Below are 15,323 nucleotides of genomic sequence, written 5' to 3'. Positions count from 1 at the left end.
TGGGGAGGAGGATATGAAGCCTTGCCTCACAAAGGGAGGTCAGGCGGAGTGGGGTGAGGGGGACGCGCAACGCCCCCTCGCCCAGCTACGGTCGCCAAGCCTTATTTCTTCCCCGCGAACCAGCCTTGCAGGTCGGGCTTAAGCCTTGCGCGGGTTTCGATCCGCGTCTTGATGCCCGCGATGGCGCGGTCCACCACCTTGCGCGATTCCGGCGTCAGATAGCGGCTCGCATAATCGTCCAGCTTTGCGGCCATCGCCGGGTCCGCCGATCCGCCGCCCAGCCGCGCCAGCGCCTGCGAACGGGCGGACACGTCGATCAGCGCCTCATATTGCTGGCGATGGGCCAGCACATAGTCGACCGCCAGCATCGGATGCTCGGCACCCACCTGCGCGATGATCGCGGCGCTGGTGGTCTTGCCCGGTTCGTCGGTGAGGGCAAGGCCAAGCGCCTGCCCCGCCAGCTTCTCGTCCTTCGCGCCGCCGAGCAGCGCGAACAACTGGCTCTTGTCGAGATCGGTCTTCGCACCGTTGGCCATGGCGCGCAGCCGGTCCCACCGCGCCTGATCGGCATTCTTGGCGATGATGCCCAGCCAGACATTGCGGAGCGGCCCGTCCAGCGCGGCCGGGTTCGTCTCCAGCGCGGCGAAGCGGCGATTGGCCTCCGCCACCACCGCCTTGTCGCCCAGCGCGCCCAGCGTCGAGACGAGGCTGGAGCGCAGCACCGGCACCTGCGGCCCCTCGCCCGGTTTCGGATCATAGCCGATGGAAGCGAGGACCGGCGTCAGCTTCGTCGAGGCATAAGAGGCGACCTTCGCCTGCCCGGCAGCGTCGCCCTCCAGCATGTCATGCGCGCCCTCCAGATAGTCGGGCACCTGCGCCAGCACGGCGGGGCTGGCGGTGGCGGGCACGGCGTCCACCAGGTCCAGCGCCAGCCCGATGGGCTGATAGCCGCCCAGGCCAAGCTGCCAGTTGTCCGCCAGCAGGCCGACCTGATCGATGCTGGCGAGCTTCGTGAAATCCTTCGCCAGCGCCTTCACATTGGCGGCCGGGGTGAGCGCGCGATAATAGCCCGACTGCCCCGCATTGACGACGTAGGCGCCGCAGCCCGGCAGGGTGATCTCTCCCTTGCCGCTCAGGATCATGCGCCGCGCCGCGCCGCCCAGCGTCTGCGCCATGACGGGCACGTTCCAGCGGAGCGGCGTCTTGTCCTTCCGGTCGCGGCTGAACTCGCTCTGGGCCAGCGACAGGACCGTGTTGCCGCCCTTGCATTGGGCGCGTTCCACGGTGACGAGGGGGATGCCCGGCTGGCTGGTGAAATCATGCGCGATGGAGACGAGGCCCCTGGCCCCCGCGCCTTCGACCGCCTTCCACAGATCGTCGGTCACGGTGTTGCCATAGGCATGGGCCTTCATATAGGCGCGGATGCCCTCGCGCCACACATCCTCGCCGGCATAGCCTTCCAGCATGGTGATGACCGCCTCGCCCTTTTCATAGGTGATGGCGTCGAAGGCTTGGTTGACCTGTTCGACCGTCGCGATCTTCTGCACCACCGGATGCGTGGTCGCCAGCGCGTCGAGGCCCATGGCCCGCTCCCGTCCATCGACGCGATTGAGCAGCATCTCCCATTCGGGTTGCAGCTTGTCCGTGACCTTGGTCGCCATCCAGCTTGCGAAACCCTCGTTCAGCCAGAGGTCGTCCCACCAGGCCATCGTCACCAGATCGCCGAACCATTGATGCGCCATTTCATGCGCCACGGTTTCGTAGATGCGGCGCTTCTGCGCTTCGGTGGTGAAACGCGGATCGACCAGCAGGGCGCGCTCGAAAGTGAAGATCGCGCCCCAATTCTCCATGGCGGAGAAGAACTGGCTCTGGCCCGGCCCGGCCACATTGTCGAGCTTGGGCAGCGGATAGGGGACGCCGAAATAATCGTTGTACCAGGGCAGGATCGCGGCGGAGGCATCCAGCGCCAGTTGTGCTTTCCCCGTATTGCCCTTGCCGGTGATGACGCCGACCTCGGTGGCTCCGGCCATCTTGGTGGCGCGGTCCAGTTCGCCCAGGCCGAAGAACAGCAGATAGGAGGACATTTTCGGCGTGGTGCCGAAGGTCACCTGAGTCTTGCCGTTGCCCAGATCCTTGCTGTCCTTCACCGGCATGTTGCCGACCGCCATCTCGCCCGTGGGGATGATGGCCGTCAGGTCGAAGGTCGCCTTGTAGCTCGGCTCGTCCCAGCTCGGCACGAAGCGGCGGGCATCGGGCGCCTCGAACTGGGTGAAGAGCGCGCGCTTCGCCTGCCCGGCATTGTCCGTGTAATCGAGCGCGAAAAGCCCGTTCGCCTGCGTGGCGATCACGCCGTCATAAGCGATGTCGAGCATGTAGCTGCCCGGCGCGACAGGTTTGCCGAAGTCGAACGTCACTGTCTGGGCGGCGGCATCGACCTTGGCGGTTCCCTTCACCGGCTTGCCTTTGGCCGGGGTCAGCGTGACCGCGCCGAAATTCAGGTCCGCCGCGTTCAGCACCAGCGCGGGCATGGCCTGCGACACGGTGACGTCGATCCGCGCCTTGCCGGTGAATGTGAGGTTTTTCGCGTCCGGCGTGACGGTGATCGCGTAATGGCCGGGCGCGGCTCCGCGCGGCAATTGCGTCGTCACGTTGGCGGCGGGGCCGGCGGGCGCGGGATTGGCCTGCGCGAAGGCGGGGGCGGCGAGGGCCAGCGGCGCGGCCGCCAGCAACAGGGGCACTATCTTCGAAAAGGGCATGGGGTTCAGACTCCGACACGTCTTGAACGGCGAGGCCGGGACGGCCATCCGCCTTGATGATTGGGGCATCGGCCCTTTCGCTTCGCCGGTCAAGGCACTCGCCCGGTCGCGGACGGGAAATCGTCGTGCAATTGCAGCCTTGTGCTGCGGCTGTTAGGTGTCTTTCCCTCGCAGGACAGCGGACCATGCCCGTCCGCCCGCAGACAAGGGACATGCATGCGCAATCGACTGACGGCCTTCATTCTGCTCGGCATGGTGCTGGGCGTCGTCACGGGGTTCCTCGCCAATTTGTGGGTGGGCGGCGACAAGGCGCTGGCCAAGGAGGTGGCGGGCTATTTCCATCTGCTGGCCGACATCTTCCTCCACCTCATCAAGATGATCATCGCGCCGCTGGTCTTTTCCACGCTGGTCGCGGGCATCGCCCATATGGGGGACAGCGCGGCGCTGGGGCGGATCGGCGGCAGGGCGCTAGGCTGGTTCATCATCGCCAGCCTCATTTCGCTGGGGCTGGGCCTCGTCCTCGTCAATTTCTTCGCGCCGGGCGAAGGGTTGAACCTCGTCCGGTCAGGCGCGGATTCAGGCGTCAATGCCGAGGCGCTCAATTTCCGCGACTTCGTGCTGCATGTCTTTCCCACCTCCATGGTGGGGGCGATGGCGGACAATTCGATCCTCCAGATCGTCGTCTTCTCCCTGTTCGTGGGCGTGGCGCTGACCGCCATCGGGGAGAAGGGCAAGCCGATCGTCACCGTGATCGAAGCGCTGGTCGAACTGATGTTGCAGGTGACGGGCTATGTGATGCGGGTCGCGCCGCTGGCGGTGTTCGGCGCGCTCGCCTCCGCGATCACGACCGAGGGGCTGGGCGTGCTCAAGACCTTCGGGGAACTGGTGGGCGAATTCTACCTGTCGCTGTTCATCCTGTGGCTGCTGCTGTGCGGGGCGGGCGCGATCTTCCTGGGACGGCGCATCCTGACGCTGCTGCGCTATGTGCGCGAGCCGGTGCTGATCGCCTTTTCCACCGCCTCGTCCGAAGCGGCATACCCGAAGATGCTGGAGCAGCTCGACCGCTTCGGCGTGCCGCGCCGCATCTACAGCTTCGTGCTGCCGCTGGGCTACAGCTTCAACCTCGACGGGTCGATGATGTATGCGTCCTTCGCGACGATCTTCATCGCGCAGGCCTATAATATCGACCTGCCGATCATGACGCAGATCACCATATTGCTGGTGCTGATGGTGACGAGCAAGGGCATCGCCGCCGTGCCGCGCGCCTCGCTGGTGGTGATCGCCGCGACGCTGGGCCAGTTCAACCTGCCGGTCGAGGGGATCGCCTTCATCCTGGCGGTCGATCATTTCATGGACATGGGCCGCACCGCCACCAACGTGCTGGGCAACGCCATCGCCACGTCGGTCGTCACCAAATGGGAAGGGATGCTGGAGGTCGAGGAGCCCGAATATGTGCCGCCCCACAAGGCGCCCTCCCACACCCCATCCCATGGCCGCGCGGGCCTCGAACTGGCCGAGGATATGGTGGAGGAGGAAAGGCGGGGTTAGCGGCCTTCCCTCCTCCACGGGTCCGTGCGGCGGGTGAAACCATGAAGGAAGTCGTCAACTGAACGCGGTTGGCGAAAGGCGCGGCCGTAGGATAGGATTTGTAGGAGTTTCCCCAAAGCCTCCCGGATCAGCGCAGCTTCGCGATGGAAAGCCCGTCCTGCTTGGCGCGGGCCTTCACCGATTCCTCGCTGCGGGTGAGGGCCTTGGCGATCGCCTTCAAGGCCATCCCCTTCTTCGCGAGCGTGTGGAGCTTTTGCAGCTCGTCCGCCGTCCAGGGCTGCTTGTGGCGCTCGAAGCGATCACCGGCCATGTCGATCAATCCGCGAAGGGGTCGCGCACGAGGATGGTGTCCTCGCGCTCTGGAGAGGTTGAGACGAGCGTGACCGGGCAGCCGATCAGTTCCTCGATCCGGCGGATATATTTGATCGCTTGAGCCGGGAGGTCGGCCCAGCTCCGCGCGCCCGCCGTGGTGTCCTGCCAGCCTTCGATGCTTTCGTAGATCGGCTCCGCCTTCGCCTGATCCTGCGCATGGGCGGGGAGATAGTCGTAGGCCGTCTCGCCGATACGATAGCCGACGCAGATCTTCAGTTCCTCGAACCCGTCGAGCACGTCGAGCTTGGTCAGCGCAATGCCGGTGACGCCCGACACGGCGACCGACTGGCGCACCAGCACCGCGTCGAACCAGCCGCAGCGGCGCTTGCGGCCCGTCACCGTGCCGAATTCATGGCCGCGTTCGCCCAGGCGCTGGCCGATGTCATTCTCCTGCTCGGTCGGGAAGGGGCCGGAGCCGACGCGGGTGGTATAGGCCTTGACGATGCCGAGCACGAAGCCCGCCCCGCCGGGGCCAAGGCCGGTGCCGCTCGCCGCCGTGCCCGCCACCGTGTTGGAGGAGGTGACGAAGGGATAGGTGCCGTGGTCGATGTCGAGCAATGTGCCCTGCGCGCCTTCGAACAGGATGCGCTTGCCTTCGGCCTTCGCCTTGTTGAGCGTCAGCCAGACGGGCTTGACGAAGGGCAGGATGAAGGCGGCGATGTCGCGCAGTTCCGCCATCAGCGCGTCGCGGTCGATGGGGGCTTCGTTGAAGCCGGCGCGCAGGGCGTCGTGATGGGCGGTCAGGCGATCGAGCTGCGGGCCGAGATCGTCGAGATGGGCGAGATCGCAGACGCGGATCGCGCGGCGGCCGACCTTGTCCTCATAGGCCGGGCCGATGCCGCGGCGCGTGGTGCCGATCTTGCCCGCACCCGACGCATCCTCGCGCAGGCCGTCGAGGTCGCGGTGGAAGGGCAGGATCAGCGGGCAGGTTTCCGCGATCTGGAGGTTTTCCGGGGTGATGGCGACGCCCTGCCCTTTCAGCTTGGCGACCTCATCGCGGAAGTGCCACGGGTCGAGCACCACGCCATTGCCGATGACCGACAGCGTGCCGCGCACGATGCCCGAGGGGAGCAGCGAGAGCTTGTAGACATTCTCGCCCACGACCAGCGTGTGGCCCGCATTGTGGCCGCCCTGGAATCGCGCGACGACATCGGCCCGTTCCGACAGCCAGTCGACGATCTTGCCCTTACCTTCGTCGCCCCATTGAGCGCCGATCACGGTAACATTTGCCATGGATATAGTCCTCCGCCCGCCGCGCGGACCGGGCATGCCCTTCGACGGGACTCGACATGCCGGTGGGATAGGATGGGCGCAGCGCCCTGTGCGGAGCGGCGGTTAGCCGCGACCGTCCGGTGAAGTCAAGTCAGTAAGCGCGCGGCTCCGTGCCATCGAGCCAGTGGGAGCAGCGCAGGCGCTCCCCATCCTCGTCGCCGGTGAGGGCGGCGATGGTGTGCCAGCCTTCGGCGCGCAGGGCGGCGGCGCGCTCCGCGTCATGGTCCAACGGCAGGAACAGGCGGCGCGGCGCTTCCCCGCCGAAGCCCGCGTCGATCAGCGGATCGGGGTAGAGGGAGAAGCCCATGGCCGGTTCGTTGCTCCCATCGGCGCGGGCGATGGCGTAGCTGCCGCCGCGCCCGACCTCCCCGATGAAGCCGTCCGCGAAGATCGAGAAACCGAACCAGTTCTGATATTCGAAGCCATGGCGCTCGGTGGGGTCGAGCGTCAGGGTGATGTCCCAGCCGATCGGCTTCGCGATGGCGCGCAGGCCCGCGATGCGGCTGTCGATCGCGCCGCCAAGCTGGGCGTTCAGCGCTTCGAGGCGCTCCATCGCCGCATGGAAGGGGCCGGTCGCCTCGATCAGCGGGAGATAGGCGGCGGCGGCCGGGCCGATCGCGGCAAGCGCGCCCGCATCCTTGGCGTCGAGTTCGGCGCGGACCGCCTCGATCTCCTCCGGCGCGAGAGGGAGCGGTCCGGCGGCGAGCGTGTCGATCAGGTCGGGCAGGGTGAAGTCGATGGTGAGGCCCGTGACGCCTGCGGCTTGCAGGGCTTCGATGGCGACGTTCACGATCTCGACGGCGGCGGCGACGCTATCGCTGCCGATCAGTTCCGCGCCGACCTGCAAGCGTTCGCGTTCCGGGCGGAGCTGATTGGCGCGCAGGCGCAGGACCGGCCCGGAATAGGACAGGCGCAGGGGACGCGGCGCGCCGGCGAGGCGGGTGGCGGCGATGCGGCCGACCTGCGCGGTCATGTCCGGGCGGAGAGCGAGGCTGCGCTGCGACACGGGATCGATGGCGCGCACCATATCCTCGGCGCGCATGGATTTGAGACGGCTGACCAGCGTGTCCTCGAACTCGGCGAGGGGCGGCATGACGCGCTCATAACCGTGCGTCGCCACCGTATCGAGCACGCGGCGCGCGAGGCGGGCGGAGGCTTCCGCCTGCGGGGGCAGGCGGTCGGACAGTCCTTCGGGCAGGAGGCCGGGGGGGAAGCTGGTCATGGGCTGGCCTTTAGCGGATTATGCGTCCAAGGCCAGCCCCCAACCTTATTGTCAGGCGAAACGGAGCAGCTTGACCGTCTTGACGCCCGCCAGCTTGCAGATGTCGGCGAGCACCCCTTCGGTCACCGCGCCGTCGACCGACAGCAGCAGGGCGGCTTCGCCACCCTGGTTGCGGCGGCCAAGGTGGAAGGTGCCGATATTGACCTGCGCCTCGCCCAGGGTCGAACCCAGGCGGCCGATGAAGCCGGGCGCGTCCTGGTTGACGATGTAGAGCATCGTGCCGTCCAGATCGGCTTCCACCTTGATGCCGAACAGTTCGACGAGGCGCGGGCTGGCATGGCCGAACAGCGTGCCCGCGACCGATTTGTCGCCGTTCGCGGTGGTGACGGTGACGCGGACGAGGGTCTGGTAATCGCCCTCGCGGTCGTGGCGCACCTCGCGCACGTCGAGACCGCGTTCCTTCGCGAGGAAGGGCGCGTTCACCATGTTCACCGTGTCGGAATAGACGCGCATCAGGCCCGCCAGCACCGCCGCGGTGATCGGCTTCTGGTTGAGTTCGGCGGCATGGCCCTCCACCTCGACCGCGACGGCGGTGATGGCGTCGCCTTCCAGCTGGCCGATCAGGCTGCCGAGCTTTTCGGCGAGCGCCATATAGGGCTTGAGCTTGGGGGCTTCCTCCGCCGACAGGCTCGGCATGTTGAGGGCGTTGGTGACGCCGCCCGACACGAGGAAGTCGGCCATCTGTTCGGCCACCTGAAGCGCGACATTGACCTGCGCTTCGTTGGTCGATGCGCCCAGATGCGGGGTGCAGATGAAGTTGGGGGTACCGAACAGCGGCGAGTCCTTGGCCGGCTCGCTCTCGAACACGTCGAGCGCCGCGCCCGCGACATGACCCGAATCGAGCGCCGCCTTGAGCGCGGCTTCGTCCACCAGCCCGCCGCGCGCGCAGTTGACGATGCGCACGCCCTTCTTGGTCTTGGCGAGGTTTTCCTTCGACAGGATGTTGCGGGTCTGGTCCGTCAGCGGCGTGTGCAGCGTGATGAAGTCCGCCCGGTCGAGCAGCGTGTCGAGATCGACCTTCTCCACGCCCATTTCCACGGCGCGCTCCGGCGTCAGGAAGGGATCGAAGGCGACGACCTTCATCTTGAGGCCCAGCGCGCGGCTGGCGACGATCGAACCGATATTGCCCGCGCCGATCAGGCCCAGCGTCTTGCCGGTGACTTCCACGCCCATGAAGCCGTTCTTCGGCCACAGGCCCTGCTGCGTCTGGGCATTGGCTTCGGGAAGCTGGCGGGCCAGCGCGAACATCAGCGCGATGGCATGTTCGGCCGTGGTGATCGAGTTGCCGAAGGGGGTGTTCATGACGACCACGCCCTTGGCCGATGCGGCGGGGATGTCGACATTGTCGACGCCGATGCCGGCGCGGCCCACGACCTTCAGGTTGGTGGCGGCGTCGAGGATCTCCTGCGTCACCTTGGTCGAGCTGCGGATGGCGAGGCCGTCATACTGGCCGATGATCGCCTTGAGTTCTTCCGGGGTCTTGCCGGTGATTTCGTCGACCTCCACGCCGCGCATACGGAAGATCGCGGCGGCATTGGGGTCCATCTTGTCGGAAATGAGTACCTTGGGCATTTGGGAAATCCTTGTGTCAGCGCTCCTGCGAAAGCAGGAGCCCAGGGCGGCCTGGTTCCGCCCTTGAACTCCAGGCTCCTGCTTTCGCAGGAGCACGGCAGAGAGAAATCAGGCGGCTTTGGCCTGGGCGTAGGCCCAGTCGAGCCACGGCCCCAGCGCCTCGATGTCGGCGGCATCGACGGTCGCGCCGCACCAGATGCGCAGGCCCGCCGGGGCGTCGCGATAGCCCGCCACGTCATAGGCCGCGCCTTCCTTTTCGAGGAGGGCCGCAAACGCCTTGATGAAGGCTTCGTCGGCGCCCTCGACGGTGAGGCACACGCTGGTCTTGGACCGGCTGGCTTCGTCGGCCGCGAGATGGCCGAGCCAGTCGCGCTCCGCGACGATCCTGTCGAGCGCGGCGGCGTTGGCGTCCGACCGGGCGATCAGGCCCTTGGCCCCGCCGACGGACCGGCCCCATTCCAGCGCGAAGATCGCGTCTTCGACCGCCAGCATGGAGGGGGTGTTGATCGTCTCGCCCTTGAACACGCCTTCGGCCAGCTTGCCCTTGCTCATCAGGCGGAAGACCTTGGGCAGCGGCCAGGCGGGGGTGTGGGTTTCGAGACGTTCCACGGCGCGCGGGCCGAGGATCAGCACGCCATGCCCGCCCTCGCCGCCCAGCACCTTCTGCCAGGAGAAGGTGGCGACGTCGATCTTGGCCCAGTCGATGTCATAGGCGAAGACGGCGCTGGTCGCGTCGGCGAAGGTCAGCCCTTCGCGATCCGCCGGAATCCAGTCCGCATTGGGGACGCGCACGCCCGAAGTCGTGCCGTTCCATGTGAAGAGCACGTCGTTCGAGAAATCCACCTGAGCCAGATCCGGCAACTGGCCGTAATCGGCGCGCAGGATCGTCGGGTTGAGGTTCAGCTGCTTGGCGGCGTCCGTCACCCAGCCTTCGCCGAAGCTCTCCCACGCCAGCGTCGTCACCGGGCGCGCGCCCAGCATGGTCCACATCGCCATTTCGAACGCACCCGTGTCGGAACCGGGAACGATGCCGATGCGGTGGCTTTCGGGCAGGTTCAGCAGCTCGCGCATCAGGTCGATGCAATAGGCGAGCCGGTTCTTGCCGATCTTCGAACGGTGCGAGCGGCCCAGCGATTCAGCGCTCAGCTTGTCGGCGCTCCAGCCCGGAGGCTTGGCGCAGGGACCGGAAGAGAAGAAGGGGCGAGCCGGTTTGGTGGTCGGCTTGGCGGCAGGCGCAAGGGTGGCGTCTGCGGCGGTCGTATCAGTCATGTAATGCGTCTCCTTACAGAGAGCACGCGCGGCGTTGGGACCGCGTGGCCCGCTGGCCGCCCTAAAGATTTGGAAAGGAGAGTCAAGCCGAATGTCGGGAACGATGAAGTGAGTTGGGCGTTAACCCGCTGGCCAGAAACCCATGATAAATCATCGGCTGGTCAATTGAGAGCGGGACAAGGGGACGATCATCGTGCGGGACGTGGGGCGGGCGGCCCTATGGGCGATCAGTGGAATTTCGGCCCTGGCGCTGGCGGGATGCGGCGGCGATCTCGTGCCGCGCGGGCGCGTCGTCAGCACGCCCAAGCCGGCCAGAAGCGCGCGGCCCGCCCCGCCGCCTTCGATGGAGGTGCGGCAATGCATGGCGAAGCTGCAATCCCAGTCCGTCGCCTTCACCCCCCTGCCCGACCAGAATTTCGGCGGCGGATGCAACGCGCTGGGCAGCGTCAAGCTGCTCGACATCGGCGTGCCCGCGACCAATCTGGGGGCGATGACCTGCAATCTCGCCGCCAATTTCGCGGCATGGGCGCGCTATGGCGTGCAACCCGCCGCGCGCCTGATACTGGGCGCGGAGATCGTGCGGATCGAAACCTTCGGCACCTATAATTGCCGCCCGATCGCGGGCAGCGGCAAGCTTTCCGAACATGCGCACAGCAACGCGATCGACGTGTCCGCCTTCGTCCTGTCCGACGGGCGGCGCATCTCCATCGAGCGGGACTGGAACGGCGACAAGCGCACGCGGCAGTTTCTGGAAGTCATCCATGCCAGCGCCTGCAAGCGGTTCAGGACCGTGCTCAGCCCCAATTACAATGCCGCGCATCACGACCATTTCCATTTCGACATGGGCGGCCGGGGCGGCTTCTGCCGCTGAACGCCCCCTTGGCAGGAACGCCGCCCTTGCCTAGTGGGCGTTCATGACCAAAGAAGAAATCGCCGAGCGCAAATTCCGTCCCGCCAGGCAGGAAGCCGCCGACGCCCGCAAGACGGTGGAAACGCCGCAGACCATGAGCGCGGCCTATCGGCTGGCCTTTCAGGACACCGAATTCCTGCTGCGGGAGGATTTGCGGCCGATCCGCTTCCAGCTGGAACTGCTCAAGCCGCAATTGCTGATGGACGAGGCGCGAATCGAATCGACCTTCGTCTTCTACGGATCGGCGCGCATTCCCCAACCGGAAGAGGCGCAGGCGCGGATCGACGCCGCCGCCACGCCGGAACAGAAGCGCATCGCGGAAAATCTGGCGAAGAAGGCGCGTTATTATGACGAAGCGCGCAAGCTGGCGCGGATCGCCGCCGCCTATCCGGCCAATCCCGCCGGATGCCGCCATTTCGTCGTCTGTTCGGGCGGCGGGCCTTCGATCATGGAGGCGGCCAATCGCGGCGCGGCGGATGTCGGCGCGCAGACCATCGGCATGAACATCGTGCTGCCGCATGAACAGTCGCCCAACCGCTTCGTGACGCCGGAACTCAGTTTCCAGTTCCACTATTTCGCGCTGCGCAAGATGCATTTCCTGCTGCGGGCGCGGGCGCTGGCGGTGTTTCCGGGCGGCTTCGGCACGTTCGACGAATTTTTCGAACTGCTGACGCTGATCCAGACCGGCAAGATGAAGCCCATTCCGATCCTGCTGTTCGGCAAGGATTTCTGGACCCGCGTGGTGAATTTCGAGGCGCTGGCGGACGAAGGCGTGATCGCGCCGTCCGACCTCAACCTCATCACCTGGGTGGAAACGGCCGAGGAGGCATGGGCGGCGGTAGAAGCCTTTTACGAGGATATGGAAGCGCCCGGCTGCGATTGACCGGCGCAACCCGCCTTGCCCTCGGCGGCGGGCGGGGATAGGGCGCGGTCATGCGCGCGGACCTTGCCCATGTCGATTGCTGGATCTTCGATCTGGACAACACCCTCTATCCGGCGAAGACGGACCTGTTCGGCCTGATCGACGTGAAGATGGGCGAGTTCATCCAGGGGCTGCTGGGCTGCGATCCGGTCGAGGCGAAGGCCGTGCAGAAGCGTTACTTCATGGAGCATGGCACGACCCTCTCCGGCCTGATGCGCCATCATGGCACGGACCCGCGCGCCTTCCTCGATTATGTGCACGACATCTCGATGGAGCGGCTGGAGGTGGACGAGGCGCTCAACGCCCGGATCGCGGCGCTGCCGGGTCGGCGGCTGATCTTCACCAATGGCGACGCGGACTATGCGGGGCGGGTGCTCGACCGGCTGGGGCTGGCCGGCGCGTTCGAGTTGATCCACGACATCCATGCCTGCCAATATGTGCCCAAGCCCGATCCGTCGGGTTATGCGGCGCTCTGTTCGGCCCATAAGGTCGATCCGGCGCGGGCGGCCTTTTTCGAGGATATGGCGCGCAACCTGCGGCCCGCCAAGGCGATCGGCATGACGACCGTCTGGGTGAATAACGGATCGGAAGGCGGCCGCCACGATCATCATCCCGATTTCATCGATTTCGAAACCGACCATCTGACGCCATTTCTGGCCGACATCATTGGGGAAAAGCCATGAGCAACGATCTGATCGCCACCATCGACGCCGCCTGGGAGGACCGGGCCAATATCGGCCTGTCGACGCAGGGGCCGGTGCGGCAGGCCGTCGACAAGGCGCTTTCCATGCTGGACAGCGGCGCGGCGCGCGTGGCCGAGCCGAAGGGCGGCGGCTGGCAGGTCAACCAGTGGCTGAAGAAGGCGGTGCTGCTGTCCTTCCGCCTGAACGACAATGCGATGATCGACAATGGGCCGGGCGCGGGCCATTGGTGGGACAAGGTGCCCAGCAAGTTCGCTGGCTGGGACGAGGCGGCCTTTCGCGCCGCCGGTTTCCGCGCGGTGCCCGGCTCCTTCGCGCGGGCGGGATCGCATATCGCGAAGAATGTCATCCTGATGCCCAGCTTCGTCAATATCGGCGCCTTCGTGGACGAAGGCACGATGGTCGACACCTGGGTGACGGTGGGAAGCTGCGCGCAGATCGGCAGGAATGTCCACCTGTCGGGCGGCGTCGGCATCGGCGGCGTGCTGGAGCCGTTGCAGGCCGATCCGGTCATCATCGAGGATGACTGCTTCATCGGCGCGCGGTCCGAAGTGGTGGAGGGCGTGCGCGTCGGCAAGGGATCGGTGCTGTCGATGGGCGTCTTCCTCGGCCAGTCGACCAAGATCGTCGACCGCGAGACGGGCGAGATATTCATGGGACAAGTGCCGCCCTATTCAGTGGTCGTGCCGGGATCGCTGCCGGGCAAGCCGCTGCCCGACGGCACGCCGGGACCGGGCCTCTATTGCGCGGTGATCGTGAAGCGCGTGGACGCCCAGACCCGGTCCAAGACGGCGATCAACGACCTGCTGCGCGACTGACCGAACCCCGCGGGGCCGCTTCGTTCGAGGGGTTGCGTGGGAAGTGGACTGTCCGGTTTCTCTATTTCCGTTCGTCCTGAGGTGTCACTGAGCCTGTCGAAGTGGCGTATCGAAGGACTAAATTTGCGCGCGAGAGACCCTTCGATACAGGTCTTCGACTTGGCCCTTAGGCCAAGTTTATCCTGAGCGACTGCTGCAAGTTGTCAGTCGAAGGGCTCTGCCCTACCTCAGGGCGAACGGAAGTTTTCTATTCGGTGAGTGTCCACTCCTGGCCGAAAACAGCCGTCCCAGGCTGCATGGCAATCCCCCAACGCTTGATCTGCCCGGTCGGCTTCGTCCTTTCCACAGGGCTGCCGCCGCTCTTCCGGTCGCAGGAGCAATCCCTAGAAGGATTTGCCGCCGCAACCGATGCGGCCCGTCCCCCGGTTGTCCACGCTGCACGCCGCCTTGCCCGCGACGATCACATCGCCCGATCCCGAAGCGCGCACATTGGCGTTCACCTCGGCGGTCAGGGCGACGTTGCCCGCGCCATCGTTGCTGATGCTCGCCTGCCGCGCCGAAAGCCCTTCGGCTTCCACCGCGCCGGGGCCGGTGATGCGGATGTTCGCGATGCCAGCGCGTCCGTTCAACGTCGCGCGCCCGCCGCCCGCCAGCGCCACGTCGATCTGGTCCAGTTCCACCGAATCCACGCGGACATCGCCATTGCCGCCCAGCACGATCTCGCCGCGCAGTCCCTTCATCCGGTTGACCGCGACCGATCCGCCGCCCGTCAGCACGATCCGGCCCAACTGTCCCGTCGACAGGCGCAGCGTCACCGGTCCGCCGCCGCTTTCGCCCGATCGCGCCCGCTCCATCGTGATGGAAAGCAGCCGGCCCGATACGTCCACCTTCAGCCGGTCGATCCTGTGCTGGTCGCCATCGGCGCGCGCGGATGCGCCCATGCCGGTGGTGACGATCACGTTCACCGGCGCGTCCACCCGGATCGCGTCGAAGCTGGTGATGGTATAGCCCCGGTTCGCCGCCTGCGCCGGGACATGCCATCCCGCCGCGCTCCATGCGCCGATCAGGATCAGGGCGCGCAGCGCGCCTGGCCCGGTCCCATGCCGCTTGTCCTGCATTGCGCCCTGCCTTTCACCGTCACATTGCCCGGTCCCGCGATGGTGATAGCAACCGCGCCGTCCGACGCAAAGTCGATGTCGCCGCTGCCCAGCAACGAAGCGTCCGCCTTGCCCAGTTTCAGCTTCTCGCCGTCGATGTCGCCCGATCCGGTCAGCGACAGACGGCCCGCCTCCGCCATGCCCGCGATCTCCAGCGATCCGGAGCCGGTGACATCGGCCTTGAGCGCGCCGACTTTCACGGCGCCGATCTCCATGTCGCCCGATCCGGTCAAGGACAGGTCCAGCGCCTTGCCTTCCGCCCGGTCGAGGCCGAAATCGCCCGATCCTGTGAGAGTCACCGCGGAAATGGCGGGCATGGTGACGCGGATCGTCGCGCCCTTGTCGCCGGAGCCGGTCCATTGCGATCTGCGCCCGACTTTCAGCCGGCCGTTGTCGACGGTGATCTCCAGCTTTTCGATGGCATGGGGATCGCCCTCCGCCTTCACCGCAAAGCCGTCGCCGATGGTCACGACCACATCGTCCGGCCCCACCGCCTCGACCGCCGTGAAGCCCTTGAGCGCCGACCAGTCCTGCGCGGCCGGCACGCTCTGCCGGTCCGCGGACGCGGCGTTCCCACCGCTTTCCTTCGAACAGGCGGCCGTCAGGCAAAGACCCGCCGCGAGCAGCGCGGACAGGGGAAGGGACCGGGGCATCGCACACTCCTTATCTGTATTATTCATATAATACAGAAAGGCGCTTCCGGTTCCAAGGGATAAGCGGCGACCGTGACTCCGGTCGGAAGCA

At 66.4% G+C, this 15,323-nt stretch carries 13 protein-coding genes; 5 read left to right on the top strand and 8 right to left on the bottom strand.

What is annotated here, in order from left to right; all coding sequences use genetic code 11:
* Window positions 1-101 precede the first annotated feature (101 nt).
* Entirely contained in the window at window positions 102-2,756 is a 2,655-nt protein-coding gene (locus SCLO_RS13475) for a M1 family metallopeptidase (protein ID WP_066518770.1), read from the bottom strand.
* A 216-nt stretch (window positions 2,757-2,972) separates the two neighbouring features.
* Here SCLO_RS13475 and SCLO_RS13470 point away from each other — a divergent pair, with 216 nt between their 5' ends.
* On the top strand, window positions 2,973-4,304 hold the full coding sequence (locus tag SCLO_RS13470; protein WP_066518771.1) for a dicarboxylate/amino acid:cation symporter: 1,332 nt from the start codon (window positions 2,973-2,975) through the stop codon (window positions 4,302-4,304).
* A gap of 127 nt (window positions 4,305-4,431) precedes the next feature.
* On the opposite strand, the gene SCLO_RS13465 is transcribed toward SCLO_RS13470, so the two are convergent.
* The 5 genes from SCLO_RS13465 to SCLO_RS13445 all read right to left on the bottom strand — a co-directional run bounded on the left by SCLO_RS13465 (window position 4,432) and on the right by SCLO_RS13445 (window position 10,071).
* Window positions 4,432-4,614 (bottom strand): hypothetical protein, encoded by a 183-nt coding sequence (locus SCLO_RS13465; protein ID WP_021245469.1) that lies wholly within the window; start codon window positions 4,612-4,614, stop codon window positions 4,432-4,434.
* 5 nt (window positions 4,615-4,619) lie between these two features.
* Window positions 4,620-5,909 carry an adenylosuccinate synthase gene (locus SCLO_RS13460; RefSeq protein ID WP_066518774.1) on the bottom strand — a complete coding sequence of 430 codons (1,290 nt, stop codon included), beginning with the start codon at window positions 5,907-5,909 and terminating at the stop codon, window positions 4,620-4,622.
* A 130-nt stretch (window positions 5,910-6,039) separates the two neighbouring features.
* A complete protein-coding gene (locus SCLO_RS13455; RefSeq protein ID WP_066518776.1) occupies window positions 6,040-7,170 on the bottom strand; it encodes an ATP phosphoribosyltransferase regulatory subunit in 1,131 nt (376 codons plus the stop codon).
* Between the two features lie 51 nt (window positions 7,171-7,221).
* On the bottom strand, window positions 7,222-8,802 hold the full coding sequence (gene serA / locus SCLO_RS13450; RefSeq protein WP_066518778.1) for a phosphoglycerate dehydrogenase: 1,581 nt from the start codon (window positions 8,800-8,802) through the stop codon (window positions 7,222-7,224).
* Window positions 8,803-8,910: 108 nt separating this feature from the next.
* On the bottom strand, window positions 8,911-10,071 hold the full coding sequence (locus SCLO_RS13445) for a phosphoserine transaminase (protein WP_066518780.1): 1,161 nt from the start codon (window positions 10,069-10,071) through the stop codon (window positions 8,911-8,913).
* 193 nt (window positions 10,072-10,264) lie between these two features.
* On the opposite strand from SCLO_RS13445, the gene SCLO_RS13440 reads away from it, so the two are divergent.
* From SCLO_RS13440 to dapD, 4 genes are read left to right on the top strand one after another with little or no spacing between them, the layout of a single operon-like run.
* Window positions 10,265-10,942, top strand: a complete 678-nt coding sequence (locus tag SCLO_RS13440) for an extensin family protein (RefSeq protein ID WP_231923235.1) — start codon at window positions 10,265-10,267, stop codon at window positions 10,940-10,942.
* A 43-nt stretch (window positions 10,943-10,985) separates the two neighbouring features.
* Window positions 10,986-11,864: an LOG family protein gene (locus tag SCLO_RS13435; RefSeq protein ID WP_066518784.1), complete on the top strand. Its 879-nt coding sequence runs from the start codon at window positions 10,986-10,988 to the stop codon at window positions 11,862-11,864.
* A gap of 50 nt (window positions 11,865-11,914) precedes the next feature.
* On the top strand, window positions 11,915-12,586 hold the full coding sequence (locus SCLO_RS13430) for a pyrimidine 5'-nucleotidase (protein WP_066518786.1): 672 nt from the start codon (window positions 11,915-11,917) through the stop codon (window positions 12,584-12,586).
* A complete protein-coding gene (gene dapD, locus SCLO_RS13425) occupies window positions 12,583-13,422 on the top strand; it encodes a 2,3,4,5-tetrahydropyridine-2,6-dicarboxylate N-succinyltransferase (RefSeq protein ID WP_066518791.1) in 840 nt (279 codons plus the stop codon). The genes SCLO_RS13430 and dapD overlap by 4 nt, the downstream gene beginning before the upstream one ends.
* Window positions 13,423-13,805: 383 nt before the next feature.
* Here the strand turns inward: dapD and SCLO_RS13420 are convergent, their stop codons facing one another.
* Window positions 13,806-14,540: a head GIN domain-containing protein gene (locus SCLO_RS13420; RefSeq protein WP_066518793.1), complete on the bottom strand. Its 735-nt coding sequence runs from the start codon at window positions 14,538-14,540 to the stop codon at window positions 13,806-13,808.
* Entirely contained in the window at window positions 14,492-15,232 is a 741-nt protein-coding gene (locus SCLO_RS13415) for a head GIN domain-containing protein (RefSeq protein WP_066518794.1), read from the bottom strand. The genes SCLO_RS13420 and SCLO_RS13415 overlap by 49 nt, the downstream gene beginning before the upstream one ends.
* Window positions 15,233-15,323: the final 91 nt, after the last annotated feature.

The organism is Sphingobium cloacae (assembly GCF_002355855.1).
Classification (GTDB): Bacteria; Pseudomonadota; Alphaproteobacteria; order Sphingomonadales; family Sphingomonadaceae; genus Sphingobium; species Sphingobium cloacae.
Note: the sequence above shows the minus strand (reverse complement) of the source record. Positions and strands in the feature narration are given on the sequence as shown.